General features: G+C 62.6%; 22 protein-coding genes and 1 tRNA gene. 15 read left to right on the plus strand and 8 right to left on the minus strand.

From position 1 onward, the window contains the following. The first annotated feature begins 16 nt into the window (after nucleotides 1-16). From QZY44_RS11955 to QZY44_RS12010, 12 genes are all read left to right on the plus strand, one after another. On the plus strand, nucleotides 17-1306 hold the full coding sequence (locus QZY44_RS11955) for a hypothetical protein (protein WP_295446482.1): 1290 nt from the start codon (nucleotides 17-19) through the stop codon (nucleotides 1304-1306). Between the two features lie 222 nt (nucleotides 1307-1528). Next, on the plus strand, nucleotides 1529-2080 hold the full coding sequence (locus QZY44_RS11960) for a hypothetical protein (protein ID WP_295446483.1): 552 nt from the start codon (nucleotides 1529-1531) through the stop codon (nucleotides 2078-2080). A 116-nt stretch (nucleotides 2081-2196) separates the two neighbouring features. Continuing rightward, nucleotides 2197-2460: a hypothetical protein gene (locus QZY44_RS11965; RefSeq protein WP_295446485.1), complete on the plus strand. Its 264-nt coding sequence runs from the start codon at nucleotides 2197-2199 to the stop codon at nucleotides 2458-2460. 2 nt (nucleotides 2461-2462) lie between these two features. After that, the gene (locus QZY44_RS11970) at nucleotides 2463-3707 is read left to right on the plus strand and encodes a ParB/RepB/Spo0J family partition protein (protein WP_295446486.1); all 1245 of its coding nucleotides are present in this window, start codon (nucleotides 2463-2465) and stop codon (nucleotides 3705-3707) included. Beyond that, a complete protein-coding gene (locus QZY44_RS11975; protein WP_295446488.1) occupies nucleotides 3700-4344 on the plus strand; it encodes a hypothetical protein in 645 nt (214 codons plus the stop codon). The genes QZY44_RS11970 and QZY44_RS11975 overlap by 8 nt, the downstream gene beginning before the upstream one ends. Beyond that, nucleotides 4341-5411, plus strand: a complete 1071-nt coding sequence (locus QZY44_RS11980; RefSeq protein WP_295446490.1) for a hypothetical protein — start codon at nucleotides 4341-4343, stop codon at nucleotides 5409-5411. Before QZY44_RS11975 ends, QZY44_RS11980 begins: the two co-directional genes overlap by 4 nt. Continuing rightward, nucleotides 5404-6903 (plus strand): DEAD/DEAH box helicase family protein, encoded by a 1500-nt coding sequence (locus QZY44_RS11985; RefSeq protein ID WP_295446492.1) that lies wholly within the window; start codon nucleotides 5404-5406, stop codon nucleotides 6901-6903. The genes QZY44_RS11980 and QZY44_RS11985 overlap by 8 nt, the downstream gene beginning before the upstream one ends. Nucleotides 6904-6976: 73 nt before the next feature. Next, entirely contained in the window at nucleotides 6977-7372 is a 396-nt protein-coding gene (locus tag QZY44_RS11990) for a DUF5681 domain-containing protein (RefSeq protein ID WP_295446494.1), read from the plus strand. After that, on the plus strand, nucleotides 7369-7572 hold the full coding sequence (locus tag QZY44_RS11995; protein ID WP_295446496.1) for a hypothetical protein: 204 nt from the start codon (nucleotides 7369-7371) through the stop codon (nucleotides 7570-7572). Before QZY44_RS11990 ends, QZY44_RS11995 begins: the two co-directional genes overlap by 4 nt. Further along, nucleotides 7544-7948, plus strand: a complete 405-nt coding sequence (locus QZY44_RS12000) for a hypothetical protein (protein WP_295446497.1) — start codon at nucleotides 7544-7546, stop codon at nucleotides 7946-7948. The genes QZY44_RS11995 and QZY44_RS12000 overlap by 29 nt, the downstream gene beginning before the upstream one ends. Before the next feature lie 257 nt (nucleotides 7949-8205). Then, complete coding sequence (locus tag QZY44_RS12005; protein ID WP_295446499.1) at nucleotides 8206-8439, plus strand: hypothetical protein; 234 nt, start codon at nucleotides 8206-8208, stop codon at nucleotides 8437-8439. Further along, nucleotides 8436-8702, plus strand: coding sequence for a hypothetical protein (locus tag QZY44_RS12010; RefSeq protein ID WP_295446501.1), 267 nt, complete (start codon nucleotides 8436-8438; stop codon nucleotides 8700-8702). Before QZY44_RS12005 ends, QZY44_RS12010 begins: the two co-directional genes overlap by 4 nt. A gap of 443 nt (nucleotides 8703-9145) precedes the next feature. Here the strand turns inward: QZY44_RS12010 and QZY44_RS12015 are convergent. From QZY44_RS12015 to rpsU, 5 genes are all read right to left on the minus strand, one after another. Then, nucleotides 9146-9221, minus strand: a tRNA-Ile gene (locus QZY44_RS12015). Nucleotides 9222-9271: 50 nt separating this feature from the next. Further along, complete coding sequence (gene rpoD / locus QZY44_RS12020; RefSeq protein WP_295446503.1) at nucleotides 9272-11128, minus strand: RNA polymerase sigma factor RpoD; 1857 nt, start codon at nucleotides 11126-11128, stop codon at nucleotides 9272-9274. A 151-nt stretch (nucleotides 11129-11279) separates the two neighbouring features. Beyond that, nucleotides 11280-13025 carry a DNA primase gene (gene dnaG / locus QZY44_RS12025; protein WP_295446505.1) on the minus strand — a complete coding sequence of 582 codons (1746 nt, stop codon included), beginning with the start codon at nucleotides 13023-13025 and terminating at the stop codon, nucleotides 11280-11282. A gap of 21 nt (nucleotides 13026-13046) precedes the next feature. Further along, nucleotides 13047-13490, minus strand: a complete 444-nt coding sequence (locus QZY44_RS12030) for a GatB/YqeY domain-containing protein (RefSeq protein WP_295446507.1) — start codon at nucleotides 13488-13490, stop codon at nucleotides 13047-13049. 164 nt (nucleotides 13491-13654) lie between these two features. Further along, nucleotides 13655-13870 carry a 30S ribosomal protein S21 gene (gene rpsU, locus QZY44_RS12035; RefSeq protein ID WP_100920841.1) on the minus strand — a complete coding sequence of 72 codons (216 nt, stop codon included), beginning with the start codon at nucleotides 13868-13870 and terminating at the stop codon, nucleotides 13655-13657. A gap of 171 nt (nucleotides 13871-14041) precedes the next feature. Here rpsU and tsaD point away from each other — a divergent pair, with 171 nt between their 5' ends. The 3 genes from tsaD to QZY44_RS12050 all read left to right on the plus strand — a co-directional run bounded on the left by tsaD (nucleotide 14042) and on the right by QZY44_RS12050 (nucleotide 17513). Beyond that, a complete protein-coding gene (gene tsaD, locus QZY44_RS12040; protein WP_295446509.1) occupies nucleotides 14042-15079 on the plus strand; it encodes a tRNA (adenosine(37)-N6)-threonylcarbamoyltransferase complex transferase subunit TsaD in 1038 nt (345 codons plus the stop codon). A gap of 344 nt (nucleotides 15080-15423) precedes the next feature. Further along, nucleotides 15424-16275 (plus strand): hypothetical protein, encoded by an 852-nt coding sequence (locus tag QZY44_RS12045; protein WP_295446511.1) that lies wholly within the window; start codon nucleotides 15424-15426, stop codon nucleotides 16273-16275. A 77-nt stretch (nucleotides 16276-16352) separates the two neighbouring features. Continuing rightward, the gene (locus QZY44_RS12050; protein ID WP_295446513.1) at nucleotides 16353-17513 is read left to right on the plus strand and encodes a nucleoside hydrolase; all 1161 of its coding nucleotides are present in this window, start codon (nucleotides 16353-16355) and stop codon (nucleotides 17511-17513) included. Nucleotides 17514-17679: 166 nt separating this feature from the next. Here the strand turns inward: QZY44_RS12050 and QZY44_RS12055 are convergent, their stop codons facing one another. The 3 genes from QZY44_RS12055 to QZY44_RS12065 are packed head-to-tail and all read right to left on the minus strand — an operon-like array spanning nucleotide 17680 to nucleotide 19313. Then, entirely contained in the window at nucleotides 17680-18894 is a 1215-nt protein-coding gene (locus QZY44_RS12055; protein WP_295446515.1) for an MFS transporter, read from the minus strand. Next, nucleotides 18895-19107, minus strand: coding sequence for a type II toxin-antitoxin system HicA family toxin (locus QZY44_RS12060; RefSeq protein ID WP_295446517.1), 213 nt, complete (start codon nucleotides 19105-19107; stop codon nucleotides 18895-18897). Next, on the minus strand, nucleotides 19104-19313 hold the full coding sequence (locus QZY44_RS12065; RefSeq protein WP_295446520.1) for a type II toxin-antitoxin system HicB family antitoxin: 210 nt from the start codon (nucleotides 19311-19313) through the stop codon (nucleotides 19104-19106). The genes QZY44_RS12060 and QZY44_RS12065 overlap by 4 nt, the downstream gene beginning before the upstream one ends. Nucleotides 19314-19711 lie beyond the last annotated feature (398 nt).

Below are 19711 nucleotides of genomic sequence, written 5' to 3' on the forward strand. Positions count from 1 at the left end.
TGCATAGGCACCAAGAATGCAAACCTTCACGGCCGTAACGGATGAGAGTCTTGCCGCCACGATCGCGCGAGCCAAATCCCGCGTGGTCCTGGTTACCCCTGGCATCTCCGAAATCGTCGCCCAGGCAATCGACGCCCTGACCGCGACGCCGGACCAGCCCAAGGTTGTCGTGATTCTTGACCCCGACGAAGACGCCTACCGGGTCGGCTACGGCGATCCGAAGGGCATCGAACTGCTGCGCACCCTGGTGGAGCGGCCGAACATCACATTGCGTTCCCAACGGGGTCTGCGCATCGGCGTACTGATCGCAGACGACAACATCCTGTTGTGGGCGCCGACACCCAAGGCCGTCGAAGGCGATCGGGCCGCCAGTGAGCCGAACGGCATTCGACTCGACCGCACAGCGGATGTGTCGGCGCAACTCAATCAGGCCGTGGGGTCGGATGACTCTAACGCCGTACTGACCGGGGCAGATATCGGCCGTGAAACGCTCAATGCGGAACAGGTTGCAGTGACCGTGAAGGCACTCGCGGCAAATCCGCCGGCCCCGGTCGATCTGTCCAAGATTGCCCGGGTCTTCTCCACCAAGATTCAGTTCGTGGAGTGCACCCTGCGCGGCGCCCAGTGGACAGAACGAGAGACCAAGGTGTCCAGCCTGTTGCTGAACGCGGACGTTCCCGAGGGCCTCAAGGAACTGTTCGACACCAAGATTCGACCGTTCTCAAAACAGGCCGACGTTGCAGTAGAGGTTCAGGCGATGGTGCGGGGTCAATTGGCATTCGACGCAGCCGGAAAGCCCATCATGGATTTGCGCACTCAGGCCGAGATCAGGCAGGACTGGGATGACATCCTCAAGCGCTACCTGCGACGGATGCGCAGCTTTGGACTGTTGATCCGGCGCGCGGACAAGCCCGCATTCGAGGCCGAAGTTGCCGCTTTCCAGAAGGTCCTTCAAGCGTGGGTCAAAGGCTTCCGCAAGGAGATCGAGAAGGACGAAAAAACCCTGGTAGCGGAGATCACGGGGCTGATCATGGCCCGCATGGCGGCCAAACCCAATTCCGCAGCGCCGCAGATGAAGCGCGATGCGGTCGAGACGATGATCCGCGAGGGCATTCAAGGAATGCGGGTCATCGAGCCATCGGTGAAGCTGGTGTTCAAAGATGTGTCCTGGGAGTCCACCGGCGATCCGGAGTTTCGCAAGGCGCTCGGTGAGGTTCTGCCCAAAGAGGACGCACAGGGATGGTTCAAAGTCTACGCGGCGGCCCCGCAACGGGGGACGGCCGACCTGTTCTCGCAAGACGGCTAGCCCCGTTCCGGGCGCAACGGAAGGCACAGAAACCGGCCCCGGGGGTGCGCGACCCCCCCGAGGCCCTGACCACCACCAACCTGGACGCGAGGCTCGGCAATGGCTGAGGATGACTCTCACCCGCCTGGGTGGAAATCCCGACGAGATAGGATGGATCGAGGGCGGGCACTCGCGCAGGCTACCGCGCGCGTTGCAGATTTACCAGATTCCGAGATCGAGGAGTTGAAGGAACGTTTTGGATTCCATCCGGGTTATCAGGTCGGTTACCTGCGCTCGAACATCGAGCAGGCGGCAATTTTCTTTTTCAGTTATGAGCCCCCCGCAACCGCAAGGCAAGAAAAAACACGCCTGGAGCGCTTGAGCAAGGCAGTTGACGATCTTCTGAGGGAGCTGGGACCTAACCGCGTGGACTTCCCGGACATAGAGCCAATTGGCATTAGGCGCCCTCTGTTTGCGCTACGGGACGCAGCAAGGAAACGAGCGGCTGAATTGGCGCAGCATCCACCCAAGCGTGGACGGAAAAGAGAGCTAGGGATACAAAGTTGGGTCCTGCACCTTCAACATACCTATACGCAAGGCACCGGGAGCAAGGACAGATACACATGGGATGAAATCGAAGGCCGCTACCGTGGGGGGTTGGTGGAGTTCCTGGAGTCTGTGGCGTCTCTATGCGGAATCGATGAAGGCGTGTCCAATTCGTCAATCGGAGACACAATCAAAGACCTTTCGGCAGAGGGAAAGCTTTACGATAGCGCCAGGCACCGCCAAGGGTAGGAAATCGACCCGTTTGCAACGTTTTCGGGTCCTTAGACTTAATCGCTACCCGTCTCTACGCTACTCATCATGCACTGACGCGAATCCGCGCAGGCAAACCGATGAGGTAGCGACACATGGCCCACGCCATCAAAGCCCCCGCGGCTGCACCGACCACCACCAGCCACGCCCCCATTTGGCGCAGCGTCGCCGCCCTGGCCGACGCGCTCAACGGCGGGTCGAAGGTGCAGACTTTTACCGTCCATGCGCTGCGGCACTACGTCCGCTTTGCCGATCAGAACGGCTTGGCCCCGCACGTCCGACGCATCGGCTCGAAAATCCTGATTGATGAAACTGGGTTCCGGTCTTGGATCGACGCGCAAGGCCAGCGGGCGGCTTAATCATGAGAGCCACCCAAGCACCGGGCGATCATGCCCAGAATCCAGACGCCGGATATGACGAGGCCCTGCCCGGTCGCAACACCGGAACAGGGCCAGAGGGAGTATCGGCGAGCAACCGACCAAGCGATGATACCGCAATAGAACCCGCTGGCGACATTGCCACGCTGATTGAGACCGCCAAGACTGCAACCGGCCTAAATCAAGGCGCGCTGGCCGCGCGGCTTGGTATCAGTGGGGGGCAACTGTCCTCAGCTAAGACGGGACGGTACGGGCTCGGTTCGGATGCGCTCGCCAAGCTCCAAGAGTTGGCGGAAAGCTCCGATGCGCCGCCCCCTGCGACTCCTGCGCCGATCACCCCCGGCCCCGGTGCAGCGCCCACTCCGGCGCCGATCCGGTTGCCGATATCGGTCCTGATCGTTGACCCCGAGATTCAGCAGCGAGTCAGCATCAATGATGCCCTCGTGGCTGAGTACGCCGCCGATATCCACGACTGGATCGGCCGGGCACCCATCGACGTGTTCTTCGACGCCGACGGCAAGCGGATCGTAGCCGATGGGTTTCATCGGGTCGCCGCGTGTCGCACCGCTGGGATTGAGGATATCCCGGTGCGACTGCAGCAAGGCACTCGCCGCGACGCGCTCTTGTTCGCGGTTGGGGCCAACGCCGCCCATGGGCTGCGCCGCTCGAACGCCGACAAGCGCAAGGCGGTCGAGACGCTGTTGCAGGACCCTGAATGGTCGCAGTGGTCGGACCGCGCGATTGCCGCTCAGGTCAAAGTGTCGGACAAGACCGTTGCATCGGTTCGGCGCGACATACTCAACTGCGGAACTCCGCAGTTGGTGGCGACCGCTTCGGCCGATCACGACCGCCCCCAACTGGTAACGGCTACCAGTTGCCCCGATGCCTCCCCAATGCGCGCCGCTGCGCCTGCCGGTCCAGAGACACCGGTACCTGTGCCCCCGGCCGACAAGCCCGCTGCGACGCCAGACAAGCGGATCGGCAAAGACGGTAGGTCCCGATCCGCGCCAGCCGCCAAGGCTCCGGCCCCGGCCGCCGCGCCGAAGTCCAAGGCGCCGACCGCCAAGGATGCGATGCACGCGGCGCACGCCGTCCAGGTGGCCTTGGTCGCTCTGGAGCGGTTTTCGGGCGCACTGCTACCAGAGGACTGCGCAACGCTGGTAGAGCATCTGGAGCAGGCCCTAGAGCGGTATCGTCTGACGGTCGAGCAGGGGGCGGACCATGCGTAAGGACCACTACACCGCCCCAGTCAAGTGGACCCGGGAGTTTCGGCAGGCACTCAAGCTCAGCGACGCGCATTTCAAGGTGTACGCCTATCTTGAGGGCGGCCCCGAGTCGCACGCCACCGGGCTGTTTTTCATCCTCGTGTCGGCCATCGCCGAAATGGTCCGGGAGGATCGCGAGACGGTCGCGTCGGTACTTGAGGACCTGGAGCAGGTTGGTCTGATCCTCTGGGATCGGTCGGCCGATGTGGTACTTGTTCACGCGGTCTGCGCTGAGCAATACCGCTTTCCCTGGAAGAAAGCCGGACCCGAAAACCTGCGGATAATCGAGGCTCGCCGTCATCTTCATGCGCTCCCGGCAACCCCCCTGCGTGAGCTGTTCTTGGGACGCTGGCCGGTATTCCACGACGCCGCCGAAGGGGCTTCGGTAGGGGCTTCGGTAGGGGCTACCCAAGGGGCTTCGGTAGGGGCTACCCAAGGGGCTTCGGTAGGGGCTTCGGTAGGGGATAATACTTCTACCCGTTCCTACTACCCTCCCGATCCCCCGAATGGACGCCCAACCGACCCCGGCGCCGACCCCGACAAAACCGACGGGCAGTTATCCCCATCGGCCGACAAGCGCCGTGGGGGGGTTGTCGCATGAGCACGACAAGGGAATATCTCGATTGGCTGATTCGTGATGCCGGGTTGGTCGAACTGTGCCAGATGGACCACGGCAAGCTCGATGTCGGCTGGTACGACAACGCCGACCACCTGCTACACGACGCGCGGACCATGGCCGGGAGCGGCAATCTGTTCACCACGATCAACCGGATCGACCTGAACGCGATCAAGGCTCACTTGGAGGCAGAACGGCGGGTAGTCTTGAACAAAGTCTGCCGCACCCCCGACGCAGCGGTTACGCGCTACTGCCGGCTGTTCTTCGACTTCGACCCCGAGCGACCGACCGACACGAGCAGCACGATTGCCGATCTCGCCGGAGCGGAGGCCAGAGCGCACGGTCTGGCCCGACGACTGGCCGCGGTCGGCTGGCCCGCGCCCGCGGTCGCCATGAGCGGCAACGGGTACCACCTGCAATTCAGGACCGCCCTCCCGAACACTCCCGAGGTCAAGGCGCAGTTGGCCGCGATCTACCAGGGGTTGCACCTGGAGTTCAGCGACGACGTAGTGCAGTTCGACCGCTCGGTGAGAAATCCGGCCCGGCTGTGCGCCCTCTATGGCAGCGTCAAGCGCAAGGGCTCCGACACTCCCGAGCGTCCCCATCGGAAAAGCTGGATCAACCTTCCGGCCGACTGGCGGCAAGTCCACCCGCGCCAAGTCGCAGCACTCGCTGACCACTTCGCGCGCCAGACCGCGGCGGCAATGCCCCCCACACGCGATAGGCGGCCCGCAGACGCGCCCGCGGTATCAGGCCGGGGGGATTACGCCAGCCTAGACGTGGTGCGCTGGTTCGAGGCGCACGGGGCACACGTCGGCGCCCTGTCTGGCATCAAGCATGGGGTGCGCTGCCCATGGGGTGCCGAGCACACGAGCGCAAGCCCGCGGTCAGGGAGCGACACCATCGTTTTCGAGTCTGATGGAGGTTGGCCAGGGTTCCATTGCTCGCATTCGCACTGCACCGGCCGGACCATCCGCGACGTGATGGCACTCTGGGGCGATGCCGGCGCCTATTGCTCTGGCGAGTTCATCCGGGAGGCGGCCCATGCTTGAGCTTTATCCGCACCAAGCGACCTGCATTGACGAACTGCGCGAGGGATTCCGACAGGGACACAAACGACAGGTCTTAGGATTGGCGACTGGAGGCGGCAAGACCGTGGTCGCCTCACATATCGCCAAAGTCGCAGTAGCCAAGAGCAAGCGCGTCTTGTTCATCGTTGACCGTATTGAATTGGTGAGCCAAGCGGCCCGGACATTTCATGATATGGGCTTGCGAGTCGGCACCTTGCAGGGCGAGTTCACCAACTACTCAGCCGAGGATGATATTATCGTTGCATCCATTCAGACGATTGCGAGCCGAAGCGCACCGGATTGGGTGCAGCTAATCATCATTGACGAGTGCCATATCCTACACACCGCGCATAAGAAGCTAATGAATGATTGGAACGCGCTCCCGTTCATCGGTCTATCCGCTACCCCTTTGCGCAAGGGACTGGGCAAATACTTCACCAACCTGGTGCGCGGCCCATCGGTGCGGGAATTGACCGACAAAGGCTTCTTGGTTCCGGTTAACGCATTCGCCCCCGGCGCCGATCACATTAGCGCGATCCTGGCAGATGTATCGGCCGGCACCACGACGCACGGCTTTGATTATACGGAATCAGCATTAGGCGATGCGATGAACCGTAAAGAGTTGGTCGGCGATATCATTGCGACATGGAAAGCGAAAGCGGAGAATCGCCCGACTCTTTGCTTTGCGGTCAATATTGCGCACTCGAAAGCAATTGCCGCAGACTTTGAAGCCGAAGGGGCTAAGGTAGCGCATATCGACGCCCATACAAAGCGCGATGAACGCAAGCGGATAATCGCCGGCTTCCGTGATGGTTCAATAAAAATCCTATGTAGCGTCAACGTGTTGGGTATTGGCTTTGATGTACCGGACGCAGCTTGTCTTATTCTGGCCCGGCCCACCCTAAGCGAATCACTGCACATGCAGCAAATGGGGCGGGGCATTCGCACGGCACCGGGTAAGACCGATTGCATTATCCTGGATCATGCCGCCAATACGCTAAAGCATGGCTTGCCTATTCATTTCCAGGTTCCCGACCTTGACGACGGAAAAGGCGATGAACGGGGCACTCGAAAGGCCAAGGAAAAGCCGAAGTTTGTAGCCTGTTCCGAGTGCGGTGCAATCATGGAGCCGGGGCAATTCACCTGCCCAAGCTGCGGCATCGATAGGCCCCGCCGTGCATCGACGGTGCAGACGACGGACGGTGAGCTTGTGGCATTCGGCAATCGGGATGCAGACGACCGCGCCGATAAGCTCAATTGGTATTGTGCAATGCGCTGGCATACACAGAACCACGGTAAACCCGAGACGGCCGACAGTCGCGCATATCATCTGTTCGTCGCCAAGTTCAAGGTAAAACCCGAGTGGCGATGGAAGGATAGCCCGCCAGTTCAGCCGACCCATGAGCAAACGCGATGGATTCGGGGTGAGCAGCAGCGCAGCCGGATTGCATACCTCAAGAGCCGAGCGGCATAGGTACCCCGCCGCAAGGACGCGGCCCCGCCCGGCCCGCCTGACTTTCGCAGGACCTTTGCAGGAGAAAAACACCATGGCCAGATTCCAGCCGGGCCAGTCCGGCAACCCCGCCGGGATGAAGCCGGGGACCCCGAACAGGGCAGCCAAGTTGCGCGACGCCATCGCCAAAGACCTGCCCGAGATCGTTGCCGCACTGGTGGAGCAGGCCAAGGCTGGCGACGTTCAGGTTGCGCGGCTATTGATGGACCGCGCCTTGCCTGCCCTGCGGCCCGTAGCGGCCCCCGTGGCAGTGCCCCTTGGTAATGACCTGACCCAAGCATCCGGCGCCGTGCTGGCGGCTCTATCGACGGGTGAGATTGCGACCGATCAAGCCAGCGATTTAGCCGCGGTCCTTTCGGCATTGGCCAGAGTTCGAGAAATAACCGAACTGGAAAGCCGCGTCGCGGCACTGGAGGCGAGAGAGAAATGAAAGCAATCAAACCACGAATTGAGGCACTGGAGGCACAAGCCGACCCGGCGCAATCGGTCCTGCTGGTCATTGGCGAGCCGACCCCCGAGCGACAGGCCGCGATTGACTCAGGACGGGTTAGGGTCGCGGTTCACATTCCCGACAATGGCCGCGACAATTTGAGAGGCAACAATGAGCAAGCCGATTCGACGACGCATTGAGGATCTTGAGCAATCCGCACCGGCGGGTACCAGCAAGATCGACTTTTCCGGTCTGACCGACGATGAACGAGAGGTCTGCCGCTTCGTCTGCACCGAATTCGGGGAATCGACGGTCACTGCCGGGGAGTGGGCGGAACTGGCCGAACTGGCGGCCGAGGGCTTGCCGTTCCCGTACCCGATCCGGGGCGAGCCAGCGGCGCACAACCATCGTCTGCGGGTCCTGATCGACGGGAAAATCTCAAGGTTGCGCTGGTTCGGGTTCCCTGGACATCGGCCAAGGGGTTGCGAACAGTACCTCTACGTCGGGCCTGACGGGGCTTTGATGCGGACGGGCGGCACTGCGGTATACCCTGACGAGTCGCTGACATTGGCGTGACTGGCGATGCAGGGAGGGGCTTGCAGGGACGGTGGGACTTGGCGCAAGATTGGCGCCGTCGCTGGTGGCCCTGCGAAGGCCACCAGCACAAAGCCCGACCGCGAACACGGTTGAGCACCGGCACTACAGATTGTACAGCACCCCGGCCCGCTATCTGGCGCCCGTCGTGGTGACTGCCAGGACCCCGCCCGGATTCCGCCTGTCGTGCCTATGCCCGCCCTTCCGCGGTCAATCGCCAGCAACCGGAGATTGACCCCATGACGAACACGAACACCGAAGCCCCCGACCGCGCTACCGCCGCCCTACGCCTTGAGGACACGGCCGGCGACGCAGTTGCTCAACTGCTCGCAGTGTCCCGCATGAGCTTTGACGACCTGTCAGAGCGAGGGGTCTACGGGGTGTATCTGATCCTCACTCGCGTGGCCGACGACCTGACTACCGCTCTGGACGCCTTACAGGCCGTCAGGGACGCGCGAGAGGTGGCAGCATGAGCACCGACACCGCCGCGCCCGCTCTCTCCCTGCCACTACGGCACGCCTCCTATGCTGACGAGCTTGAAGACCGACTGCGCTATCTGTCCGCCGCCGCGCGGTCACTGTCTTTGGACGTGACCAACCACCTAGAAGACCGATGCTGTCTGCCGGCGATTGTCCGCGCTGACCTGGCGGGACTGGTTGACCTGCTGGCCGGCGAGTGCAGTGACCTGTTCCAGTTGGTTGACAGGGAGCGCGCAGCAGAACCCGCTACCGCCTGACCCCTACCGCTCCCAGCCACCGAGCCCGCCCTGTGCGGGCTTTTTGTTGGGCTGCACCTGGTGGAACTGCACCACGGTCGGGAGCGATACCCAGGGCAACCGAGCGACGGGTTCTAAATCGTGGTCGGGGTCGAGGTCCGCGCGATCCTGCCGGCTGGCGACTCCCAGGGCCTAGTGGTACCTCAGTGGTACCTGGACCACGCCAAGAACGAAGCCGACCACCACCATGGTGGAGCGGCAATCAGTCGGGATCGGTCAGGATGCGCCTAAGCCACTGTCGTACATGGCCCCAACATCAAAAGGGCACGCGACGCAGACCGAAGGAGTACGTTACAGGGTCGATTTCGGTCCCAGGTACCAACTGAGGTACCACTAGGTACCGCGAAGCTAGGCGAATCAGGGCGGTTTAGGCGACTCGTTTAGGAGCTAAGTCGCTGTTTTTATGGTGGGCCGTCTAGGATTTGAACCTAGGACCAAGGGATTATGAGTCCCCTGCTCTAACCGCTGAGCTAACGGCCCGGATAGCTGTAGTGAGCGTTGTTCGCCGGGGCGGAAGGCCCCGGCTGCTTTCAATCGGTATCGAGGAAGCTCTTGAGCTTCTCGGACCGGGTCGGGTGGCGCAGCTTGCGCAGGGCCTTGGCCTCGATCTGGCGGATGCGCTCGCGGGTCACATCGAATTGCTTACCGACCTCTTCCAGGGTGTGATCGGTATTCATGTCGATGCCGAAGCGCATGCGCAGCACCTTGGCCTCCCGCGAGGTGAGGCTGGCCAGCATGTTCTGGGTGGCCTCGCGCAGCCCTTCCATGGTGGCGGATTCTACCGGAGAGATGACACCCGCGTCTTCGATGAAGTCACCCAGATGGGAGTCCTCGTCGTCGCCGATGGGGGTCTCCATCGAAATGGGCTCCTTGGCAATCTTGAGCACCTTGCGGACCTTGTCCTCGGGCATCTCCATCCGCTGGGCCAGCTCTTCCGGGGTCGCCTCGCGACCCATCTCTTGGATCATCTGCCGGGAGATCCGGTTGAGCTTGTTGATGGTCTCGATCATGTGCACCGGGATGCGAATGGTGCGCGCCTGATCCGCAATCGAGCGGGTGATCGCCTGACGAATCCACCAGGTGGCATAGGTCGAGAACTTGTAGCCGCGGCGGTATTCGAACTTGTCCACCGCCTTCATCAGACCGATGTTGCCCTCCTGAATCAGGTCCAGGAATTGCAGACCGCGGTTTGTGTATTTCTTGGCGATGGAGATGACCAGCCGCAGGTTGGCCTCCACCATCTCTTTCTTGGCGCGGCGGGCCTTCGCCTCGCCGATGGACATCTTGCGGTTAACGTCCTTGATCTCGCCGATGGTGAGGAAGTTCTCGCGCTCCACATCCTGGAGCTTGCGCTGGGCGCGCTTCACGTCGCCGGCGACCTCATTGAGGCGCGCGGCATAGCGCTGACCGCTCGCCAGCTGCTGCTCCAGCCACGCCGCGTTGGTCTCGTTGTCCGGGAAGCTCTCGATGAACTGCTTGCGGGTCATGCCGGATTGCTCCACGCACAGCCCCATGACGACCTTTTCCTGGCCGCGAATACGCTCGATGGTGGCACGCAGGATCTGGGTCAATTCCTGGAAGACGGCGGCGACCAGCTTGAACTGGAGGAACACCTCGGAGACCTCGGCCATGGCGGCGCGGGAGCGGGGATCGTCTCGCCCGTGCTGCTCCAGACTGGCGGTGAGCAGAGCGAAGCGTTCGCGCAACAGCCGGACACGTCGCGCTACCTCTTCCGGGTCAGGCCCGGTATCGACGACGACCGCCTCTTCCTCGTCCGCCGCCGACTCCTCGATTTCCGCGTCGGCGTCGCCCTCGGCAACCACCTCCGGCACTTCCACCACGGGGGCGGCGGCGGGTGGCGGCGCGGGCTCGACGTCGGGGTCGTTGAACCCGGAGATCACGTCAGCCAGGCGGGTCCCCTCGCGCTCGACCCGGTCGAAGATCTCGATCAGCTTCTGTACTGAACGCGGGTAGACCGAAAGCGAGGACAGGACCTGGTTCAGGCCCTCCTCAATGCGCTTGGCGATCTTCAGCTCGCCCTCACGGGTGAGCAGTTCCACCGTGCCCATCTCGCGCATGTACATGCGCACCGGATCGGTGGTCCGGCCAAACTCACTGTCGACACTCGCGATGGCGGCAGCGGCGGCCTCGGCCGCATCGTCGTCCGAGACCGCGTTGTCGCTTAAGGTCTGATCGATCATGTCCGGCGCGGTTTCGTGGACCGCGATCCCCATGTCATTGATCATCCGAACGATGTCTTCGATCTGCTCGGGCTCGACGATACCGGGAGGCAGGTGGTCGTTGACCTCAGAGTAGGTCAGGAACCCCTGCTCTTTGCCCTTGGCGATGAGCTGCTTCAGCTGGGACTGTTGCTGTTCTTGATCCATGGGTAACCTTGCCATTCGCGGGTGGACGTATCGGACGGACCGAGCCGGTAAGGCGGGGTCAGCCGGACATCGTTATTTAGATTTTTAGGCCGTGCGCTGAACTAGCCATTCTAGCATAAGTCGGACAATTAGCCAATCCAGGCAATCCCGCTCAGCGCCGCCGGGTGCGTGCCTGCTCGGCATCCCGATCCATCTGCTCACGCATCTCATCACTCCAATCCGCGGTACTGCGCCGGTTCAGCGGGCGCAGACGGTCGGCATCCCGCACGTCTTTGCTCAGGCCCTGCAGGGCGCCGGTCAACTCCGCCGCCAGCCCATCAAGCGGAATATCGTCCAGGAAGGGCGCCACACTGAGCCGCCGCAGATAATCGAAGTGCGGATGCTCGCGCCAACGTTCGATCAGCCGCGCCTTATTGATGGCCGGATAGGCCGCGATGCTGTCCAACAACTCGACCAGGATCTGCACCCCGGGACTGTCAGAGCGGCGCCAGTCGGGCGGCTCGGCTGCCGCCTCCCCCGCCAGTTCCGGGTGATCGAGCAGCAGGGCGATGGCCTGGGCGACCCGGCTCGGACGCGTCGGTCGCCGGGGCTGCGCCGCGCCGCGTCGTGGTGGCGACGGCCGGCGCAACGGCTCCGGGCTGAGTTTGGCCAATTCCGCCAGCTGACCGTTCAGCATGTTCCGGTATATGCCGACGGGCACCTTTTCTATCAATGGCTCTGCCAGCGCGACCAGACGGGCCCGGCCATCGCCCGAAATCATGTCGCCAACGGTGTCTTTGAGCTGATCGAACAGGAAGGTCGACAGCGGGGTCGCGGACTTGACCCGCTGCTCGAAGGCCGCCTGACCCTCGGCGCGCACCAGGGTGTCAGGGTCCTCCCCGTCGGGCAGGAACAGGAAGCGCAGCGACTGGTTGCCGGTGGCCAGCGGCAGGGCGGCCTCCAGGGCCTTCCAGGCAGCGCCACGCCCGGCACGGTCCCCGTCAAAACAGAACACCAACTCCGGGGCCGAGCGCAGCAGTACCTGCAGGTGGTCGGCCGTCGTGGCGGTGCCCAGCGTGGCGACCGCATAGTCGATGCCGAACTGGGCCAGCGCGATCACGTCCAGATAGCCCTCGACCACCAGGACCCGCTCCGGCTTGCGGCGCGTCTGCGCGACCTCGTAGAGTCCGTAGAGCTCGCGCCCCTTGTGGAAGACCGGCGTCTCGGGCGAGTTGAGATACTTAGGCTTCGCGTCCCCGAGCACGCGCGCACCGAAGCCGATGACCCGCCCGCGGCGGTCGCGGATCGGGAACATGATGCGGTCGCGGAAGCGGTCATAACGCTTGCCGTCCTGCTCGGTGATCAGCCCGGCCTGCGCCAGACGCTCGCGCCCCGCCGGGTCGGCGCCGAGCCGCGACAGCAGAAAATCCCACCCGGACGGTGCGAAGCCAACGCCATAGCGGGCGGCGATCTCGCCGCTCAGCCCCCGGCTCTTCAGGTACTCGACGGCCTGCGGCGCCTGGGGGTGCTCGCGCAGTTGGCGCCGGTAGAGCTGTGCCGCCTGCTCCAGCACCGCATAGAGCGGCGCGTGATCCGGGCCGGCGGGCGCGGGCGCGCCCTCCGTGGGGACCTCCAGCCCGGCGCGCCGGGCCAGGTCCTCGATCGCCTCGCGAAAACCGAGACGGTCGTACTCCATGAGAAAGCCAATGGCAGTGCCATGGGCACCACAGCCAAAGCAGTGATAGAACTGCTTCTCAGGACTGACGGTAAAGGACGGGCTTTTTTCGTCGTGGAAGGGACAGCGGGCCTGAAAATCCTTCCCGCCCTTACGCAGTTGGATGCGCCCGCCGATCAACTCGACGATGTCAGTGCGGGCAAGGAGGTCGTCGATGAACTGCGGGGGGATTCTGCCGGCCATTGGTTAAGGCTAGCCTGAATGTCACACCCCAAGCCGGCGCTTGACCAGGGCGCTGACTGCACCCATGTCGGCGCGCCCCTGGACCTGGGGCTTGAGCACGGCCATCACCTTGCCCATGTCACTCAGGGCCGCGGCACCGCTGGCGGTCACCGCCGCCTCGACCAGCGCGGCCAACTCGGCCTCGCCCAGTGCCGCCGGCAGATAGCCCTGGATCACCTCGACCTCGAAACGCTCCACGTCGACCAAATCCTGACGGCCGGCCGCACCATATTGTTCGATGGAATCGCGCCGCTGCTTCATCATCTTGTCGAGCACGGCCAACACCTGGGTGTCGTCCAGCTCGATGCGCTCGTCCACCTCGCGCTGCTTGATGGCAGCCAGGATGAGCCGGATGACCCCGAGACGGGTCTTCTCGCCCGCCTTCATGGCGGTCTTCATGTCGGCCTGGACTTGGGACTTGAGCATGGGGACCTTCCGCTAACTGCACGATGGAACTGCGGGAAAAGCGAACATCGCCGACCTCGGCGCCACTAAGTGCGCGTGACCGGTTGGAAACCGATCCGAGGGGCGATGCCGGTGTCCCCGGGGCCGCAGCCACCGGGGTTTCCGTCAGGGAAATCGACCGTAACTTAGTACGGACGCTCCCAGCGACGGGACTCGCGCTGCAACTTCTTGTGATGGCGCTTCACTGCGGCCGCCTTCTTGCGCTTACGCTCGGAGGTGGGCTTCTCGTAGAACTCGCGGCGACGGACCTCAGCCAGCACCCCTGCTTTTTCGCAGGAGCGCTTGAACCGGCGCATAGCAACTTCAAATGGCTCGTTTTCTTTGACGCGAACGCTGGGCATGGGGTCCCTATGTCTCCAGAGGATGGGTTGGGCGATAATTCAGCCTTAGGATTTTAGCCGAAGGTGGGGGGCGATTGCAAAGCTTTCGCGGTAAAATGCCTGTTCACCCCCGTCCCTCCCCCAAAATCTTCCGCGCGTTCCGCGGTTGCCAGCCATCCGGAGCAGCACCCCATGCGCGTCCTCGGCATCGAGACTTCCTGTGACGAGACCGGTGTGGCCGTCTACGATTCGGTCGGCGGACTCCTGGCCCACGCGGTCTACAGTCAGACCGAGATCCACGCGCAGTACGGCGGCGTAGTGCCGGAACTGGCCTCCCGCGACCATGTGCGCAAAACCCTGCCGCTGATCCGGGAGGTACTGGAGACCGCCGGACTGACCGCGGCCGACGGTGTGGCTTACACGGCCGGCCCGGGGCTGATCGGCGCCCTGCTGGTCGGCGCCGCGGTGGGGCGCAGCCTGGCCTGGGCCTGGGGAGTGCCGGCCATCGGCGTCCATCATATGGAAGGCCATCTGCTCGCGCCGCTGCTGGAGGACCCGGCGCCGGCCTTCCCCTTCGTCGCCCTGCTGGTCTCCGGCGGCCACACCCAACTGGTGGACGTGGCGGGGATCGGACGCTACCGCATCCTCGGTGAGTCCCTGGACGACGCCGCCGGCGAGGCCTTCGACAAGACCGCCAAGATCCTGGGCCTGCCCTACCCCGGCGGCCCGCAACTCGCGCGCCTGGCCGAGCAGGGCGACCCGCGACACTTTCGCTTCCCCCGCCCCATGACCGATCGCCCGGGGCTCGACTTCAGCTTCAGCGGGCTCAAGACCTTCGCGCTCAATACCCTGCACCACGAGGTCCCGGGCGCCGCAGACCCGGCGCAGACGCGCGCCGACATCGCCCGCGCCTTCGAGGAGGCGGTGGTGGACACCCTGGTGATCAAGTGCCGCCGGGCACTGAAGGCGACCGGACACCGCCGCCTGATCCTGGCCGGCGGGGTCAGCGCCAACCGCTATCTGCGCCAACAGATGGACCTGGCCATCGCGGCGGTCGGCGGCCAGACCTACTACCCGCGCCCGAGCCTCTGCACCGACAACGGGGCCATGATCGCCTACGCCGGCTGGCAACGCCTGCGCGCCGGTCAGCACGAACCCCTGCGCTTCGCCCCCCGGGCACGCTGGCCGATGGAGTCGTTGCCGGGCTTGGACAGTGCCCCCACCCAATAGCGCACTGGCCGGACCTGCCACCCAATAGCAGACTGAGGCGGGCCGGATCAGGACCAACGGCGCCTCCCGCATCGCAGCGCTCATCAAGGCCGGAGCGACGATGCGCGCCACCCTGCAACACCTGGGCGTCGCCCCCTCCTTCAGCCGCCCGCGGTGAGCAACAATCACTCGTACTCCGAACCCCTGTTCACCAGCCTGCCCCAACCACAGCCGCCCTTGCCCCTCCCACAGAGGGGCCGCTACACTATGGCACTGACCGATCACGAGCGCTTGGCTTTGCTATCCGTTGTTGGCCCACATTCTAGTTGGCTAAAGCATGGCATCAACCGGAAGGAAACCCATTTATGCAAGACACACATGCCATCTACAATCAAGCGACGGGGCTTTACGAATCTGACGGCTATCACGCTCTCGCACCAGCCGGTGATTACAAAGAATTTACCGATGCCGGATATTGCGTTCTTTGCCAGCCCGATGCCGACCGCGTTTGCTTCATCGCACTCGATCCGGTGACGGGGCAATTCCACGATATCCTATCTCTGGAAAGCCTGGGGCGGTCGTTGGGTATCGTCAACCCGGCTGACCCCGAGTCCCACCGAAAACGCATTTTCACGGCAGGACATTGGCCTGTTGGTCCGATCGTTTACGCTTCCAAGATCGTCGAGGTGCAGGAGTTGCCAGTGGGAACTTTGGGCGCACCATTCCCGTGGCAAGTGGTGCGCGTGTCAAACAGTGTGGCATTCCTGGTCTACAATTCCACCAAGGATGAGCTCTTATTTGCCACCCAAGACCGTGCCCCAATGATGTCGCACGAAAATCCCAAGGGCACCATGATGGAGGTTGGCGCGGGCCGTTTCGATCGCAATATCGGCGTTGAAGGCCTCGTGGTCAAGGAACTGAAGGAGGAGTTGGGAGTGACGGTGACGGTCGACGAAGTTCAATTGCTCAACAACGGCGTGCCCGTTGCGCTGTCGCCGGGCGTGTTGACCGAGAAGCAATATCTCGCTTTTGTGGAAATCACGGATGACCGTATCGATCATCGTAAACAATTGTATGGTTTACGCGCAGAAGGCGAGAGGATCGCTCGTCGTTTCATTCCGGTGCAGGACGTGTTCAATAACACTATCCAGATTGAAGACATGAAAACCTGGGCGTTGGTGCAATGGTTTATGCAGCGGCGTCAGCGGACCCGCTAGTCCGTCAAGCCAAGAGACTGCTCGGACTGTTATCGGCTATTGGTTAGGACTCATCGCTTAACGGGGGCTGCCGCCTGATGAATGCCACACAACGCCAAGCGTTTGTTGATCTAATTCGCTCACAGTTGGAGTTTCCGCCCGTCGGTGCGGGACCGGACCAACGCCCCCCCTGCAATATCATTTTGATTACCGATCCCGGCAAGGACTTGGATGATGAGCAGGCAATCATCCTTGCCGCTGGCTTGTATCATGCCAAGATCATCAACTTGACGGCAGTCGTGGCAAACCTCGATCCGGCTGTCGAGCGTGCCAAACTGGCGCGCGGGACATTGAATCTATTGGGTTTGCCAACCATCCCGGTGGGCATCGGCAGCAACGTCTTTTGGGGCGGGAGCACCGAGAAGCACGAATGTGATTGCGATTACGGACAATCCGTTGATAGCTGCACCTTATTGAATGGACAAGCGTTATTACATCAGACATTACTGGCCGCTGAATCCCGGTCATTGACCTGGGTCTTGAACAGTGGATTATCGGATGCGGCCCTGTGCCTCATGTCCAATCCGCGGTTGTTTGTCGAAAAGACCAAGGAAGTGATCATCATGGGGGGGGTGCAAGACCCCCATGGCTTCAATCACAATGGCGTCTTCACTACCGGACCCGATAGGGTCAACTATCTCACACCAGATACCGCCGCGAACAATGCCTATGATTGGCCCGCCGCCATCTACTTGTATCAAGCATTACAGGAGCTGATGGTACCGCTGTGTATCGTGATGCGATGGATGCCTTACGCCTGTCAATTTCCGTTTTCTTTATATGAGAGATTCGCTGCAACGGGCAATCCGATCGGTGCGAATTTACTGCGGCGTCAAGCACATTCCATCAACTCTTTGTGGAAAGCCGCCAATTCGGGACCTGGAGCAGTCCGCGGCAAGTTGCCAATGGATCGTGACCGCCAGTGGTTTGTCGGTGTTTTCTGCAAGGACGTTGATCCTGGGGTCGACCGCGACGCGGAGATTTGGCCTTATGTTGGCGACTACAACCAATACGATGCGCTCGCCTTGGCGATGGCTGTTCCCGCACTGCGTGACCGTTATACGGAGCCCACCGGTGTCGCGGTCAAAGGTGTGCAACACCAGATTATCGGCATCGCGGAAGATCAGCCCGGGCTAAAGGATGGGGACGGCTTGCGCAAGCTGGTTGCCGAAATCCAAATTGGGGCACTGGCTTGGTAGTGGGGAACGCCGTGAGCGTCCTTACTGATCGTTCCGACCAGCGGCGATCCGTGGGCCACTGGAGGTCGAGGCTTTAGCCGGTGGCGGTTTCCGGCCTATCCAAAAAAGATCAGAGGCACCTGCACACCCGACCAGCTAAAGCCTCGACCTCCAATCCAGAGACGACTCAGCCCGCCGTCCCGGTCTGAACCACCGGCGCCTCGCGAATCGGCAGATTGAGGACGGCGGCCAGGGCGGCGAGCGCCATGTCGGCGTACCACATCCAGCCGTAATCGCCGAAACGGGTCATCGTCAGCCCACCCAGCCAGGCGCCGAAAAAACCGCCGATCTGATGACTCAGCAGGGTCAGCCCGAACAGGGTGGCCAGATAGCGGATGCCGAACAGCTTGCCGACGATGGCGGCGGTCGGCGGCACGGTCGCGAGCCAGGTGAAGCCCAGACCAGCGGCAAAGGCATAGAAGGTCCATTCGGTCCGCGGCATCGTGAGATACCAGGCGATCAACAGGACCCGCGACCCGTACATGGCCGCCAGGACATACTTGCTGCGATAGCGGGAGACGCAATAGCCGGCATAGAGACTGCCGAAGATGTTGGCCAGGCCGATGATGGCCAGCGACCAACTGGCGACCGCGGCCGGCAGACCGCACAGGTTCACCTCGCCGGGCAGATGGGTCACCAGAAACGCAATATGAAAGCCGCAGGTAAAGAAGCCGGCATGCAGCAACAGATAGCTGCGGTCCTTCATGGCCGTGGCGATGGCATGCCGCAGCCCCTGGTCGGCATGGGTGTGGACCACCGGGGTGGCGATCGGCGTGGTCAGCCGCCCGACCAAGGGCACTGCGGCCAGTGTCATCACCGCCATCGCCCACATCGCGCCGATCCAGCCCAGCCGCGCAATCAGCTGTTGCAGGATGGGTGCGAAGACGAATTGGCCAAAGGAGCCACCCGCGTTGATGACCCCGGAGGCCGCGCCGCGCGCGTGCGCCGGCAACCGCGCCGCGGCGGCACCCATCAACACCGAAAAGCTGCCCGCCCCGGACCCAATGGCCGAGACCAGCCCCAGCGAGACGATGAGCCCGAAGCCGGACCCCATGAACGGGGTGATGGCGCTGCCCAAGGCCATCACCAGAATGCCACCGATCAACACCGCACGCGGACCATAGCGGTCGGCCACGGCACCCGCAATGGGCTGGATCGCCCCCCAGGTGAACTGCCCGATCGCCAGCGCCAGGCTGATGGTGACGAGACCCAGCCCGGTTGTCGTATCGATCGGCGCCACAAAGAGCCCCAGCGACTGGCGGGCACCCATGGTGACCATGAGGATACCGGCGCCGGCCAGGGTGGTTGCCAGGACCTCGGGCCGTCTTAATGAACGCCACATTTATAGATCCGTTGGCTTCAGGCCGGTGTGTTTCGCGATTCGCGCAAGCATCTTTGGACCAATTTCGTCGCCATCGTGGAAAGCGAAGACGAAATAAAGGCTTCCCTTGCGACTCAGCGTCTTGTGCGAACTAGCCTGACACTTGACTTGCCAACCGATGCCCTGCAAAGCCGCGAGAACCCGCTTGGCCTTCGTGGACGGCCAATTGCTCATGCGGCAGCGGCCAGCGAAATGCGAATATCGTGGGCTCGCGCCTCGCCGTGCTCGATGCGGTCGGCAAGGACGCGCAAGGCCAGGACTTCAGCCTTCGCCATGGCTTGGCTACGCGACGCCCCGTAAGCGAGGACTCCGGGTAATTCCGGGACTTCCGCCAGCCACCGCTCGTCGTCTTCCTGCTCGCACTCAAGAGTAAAGTTCATGGATGGCATCCGAAAAGCCTTTAGCTTTCAATAGGTGATTAGAAGTTCGGGAAAATCGCCAACGCACCCAGTACCTCGCGGCAGCGGTAACATGAGACATTCGTCGCGGCCTGGGGGCCGCTCCTATGGGGGTAGGAGCGGCCCCCAGGCCGCGACGTGTTGCCGCAAGCGCCGGTCTAGCCGAAGCAATAACCCAATGCCATGAAGTTAAGGATTTTCCGTTCGCCCTGAGCTTGTCGAAGGGTGAGCGGAAAATCGTAAACCATCGGAAGTTAAGCCATTCATGGTTCGACAAGCTCACCACGAACGGCTTAACTTAACGACATTGGGCGATTACCACGGCCTGTACCGAGACGATGATAGCCCGGTTGTCGCTCGCAAAAGAACAATCCGGCCAA

The organism is uncultured Thiodictyon sp., assembly GCA_903837595.1.
Lineage (GTDB): Bacteria > Pseudomonadota > Gammaproteobacteria > Chromatiales > Chromatiaceae > Thiodictyon.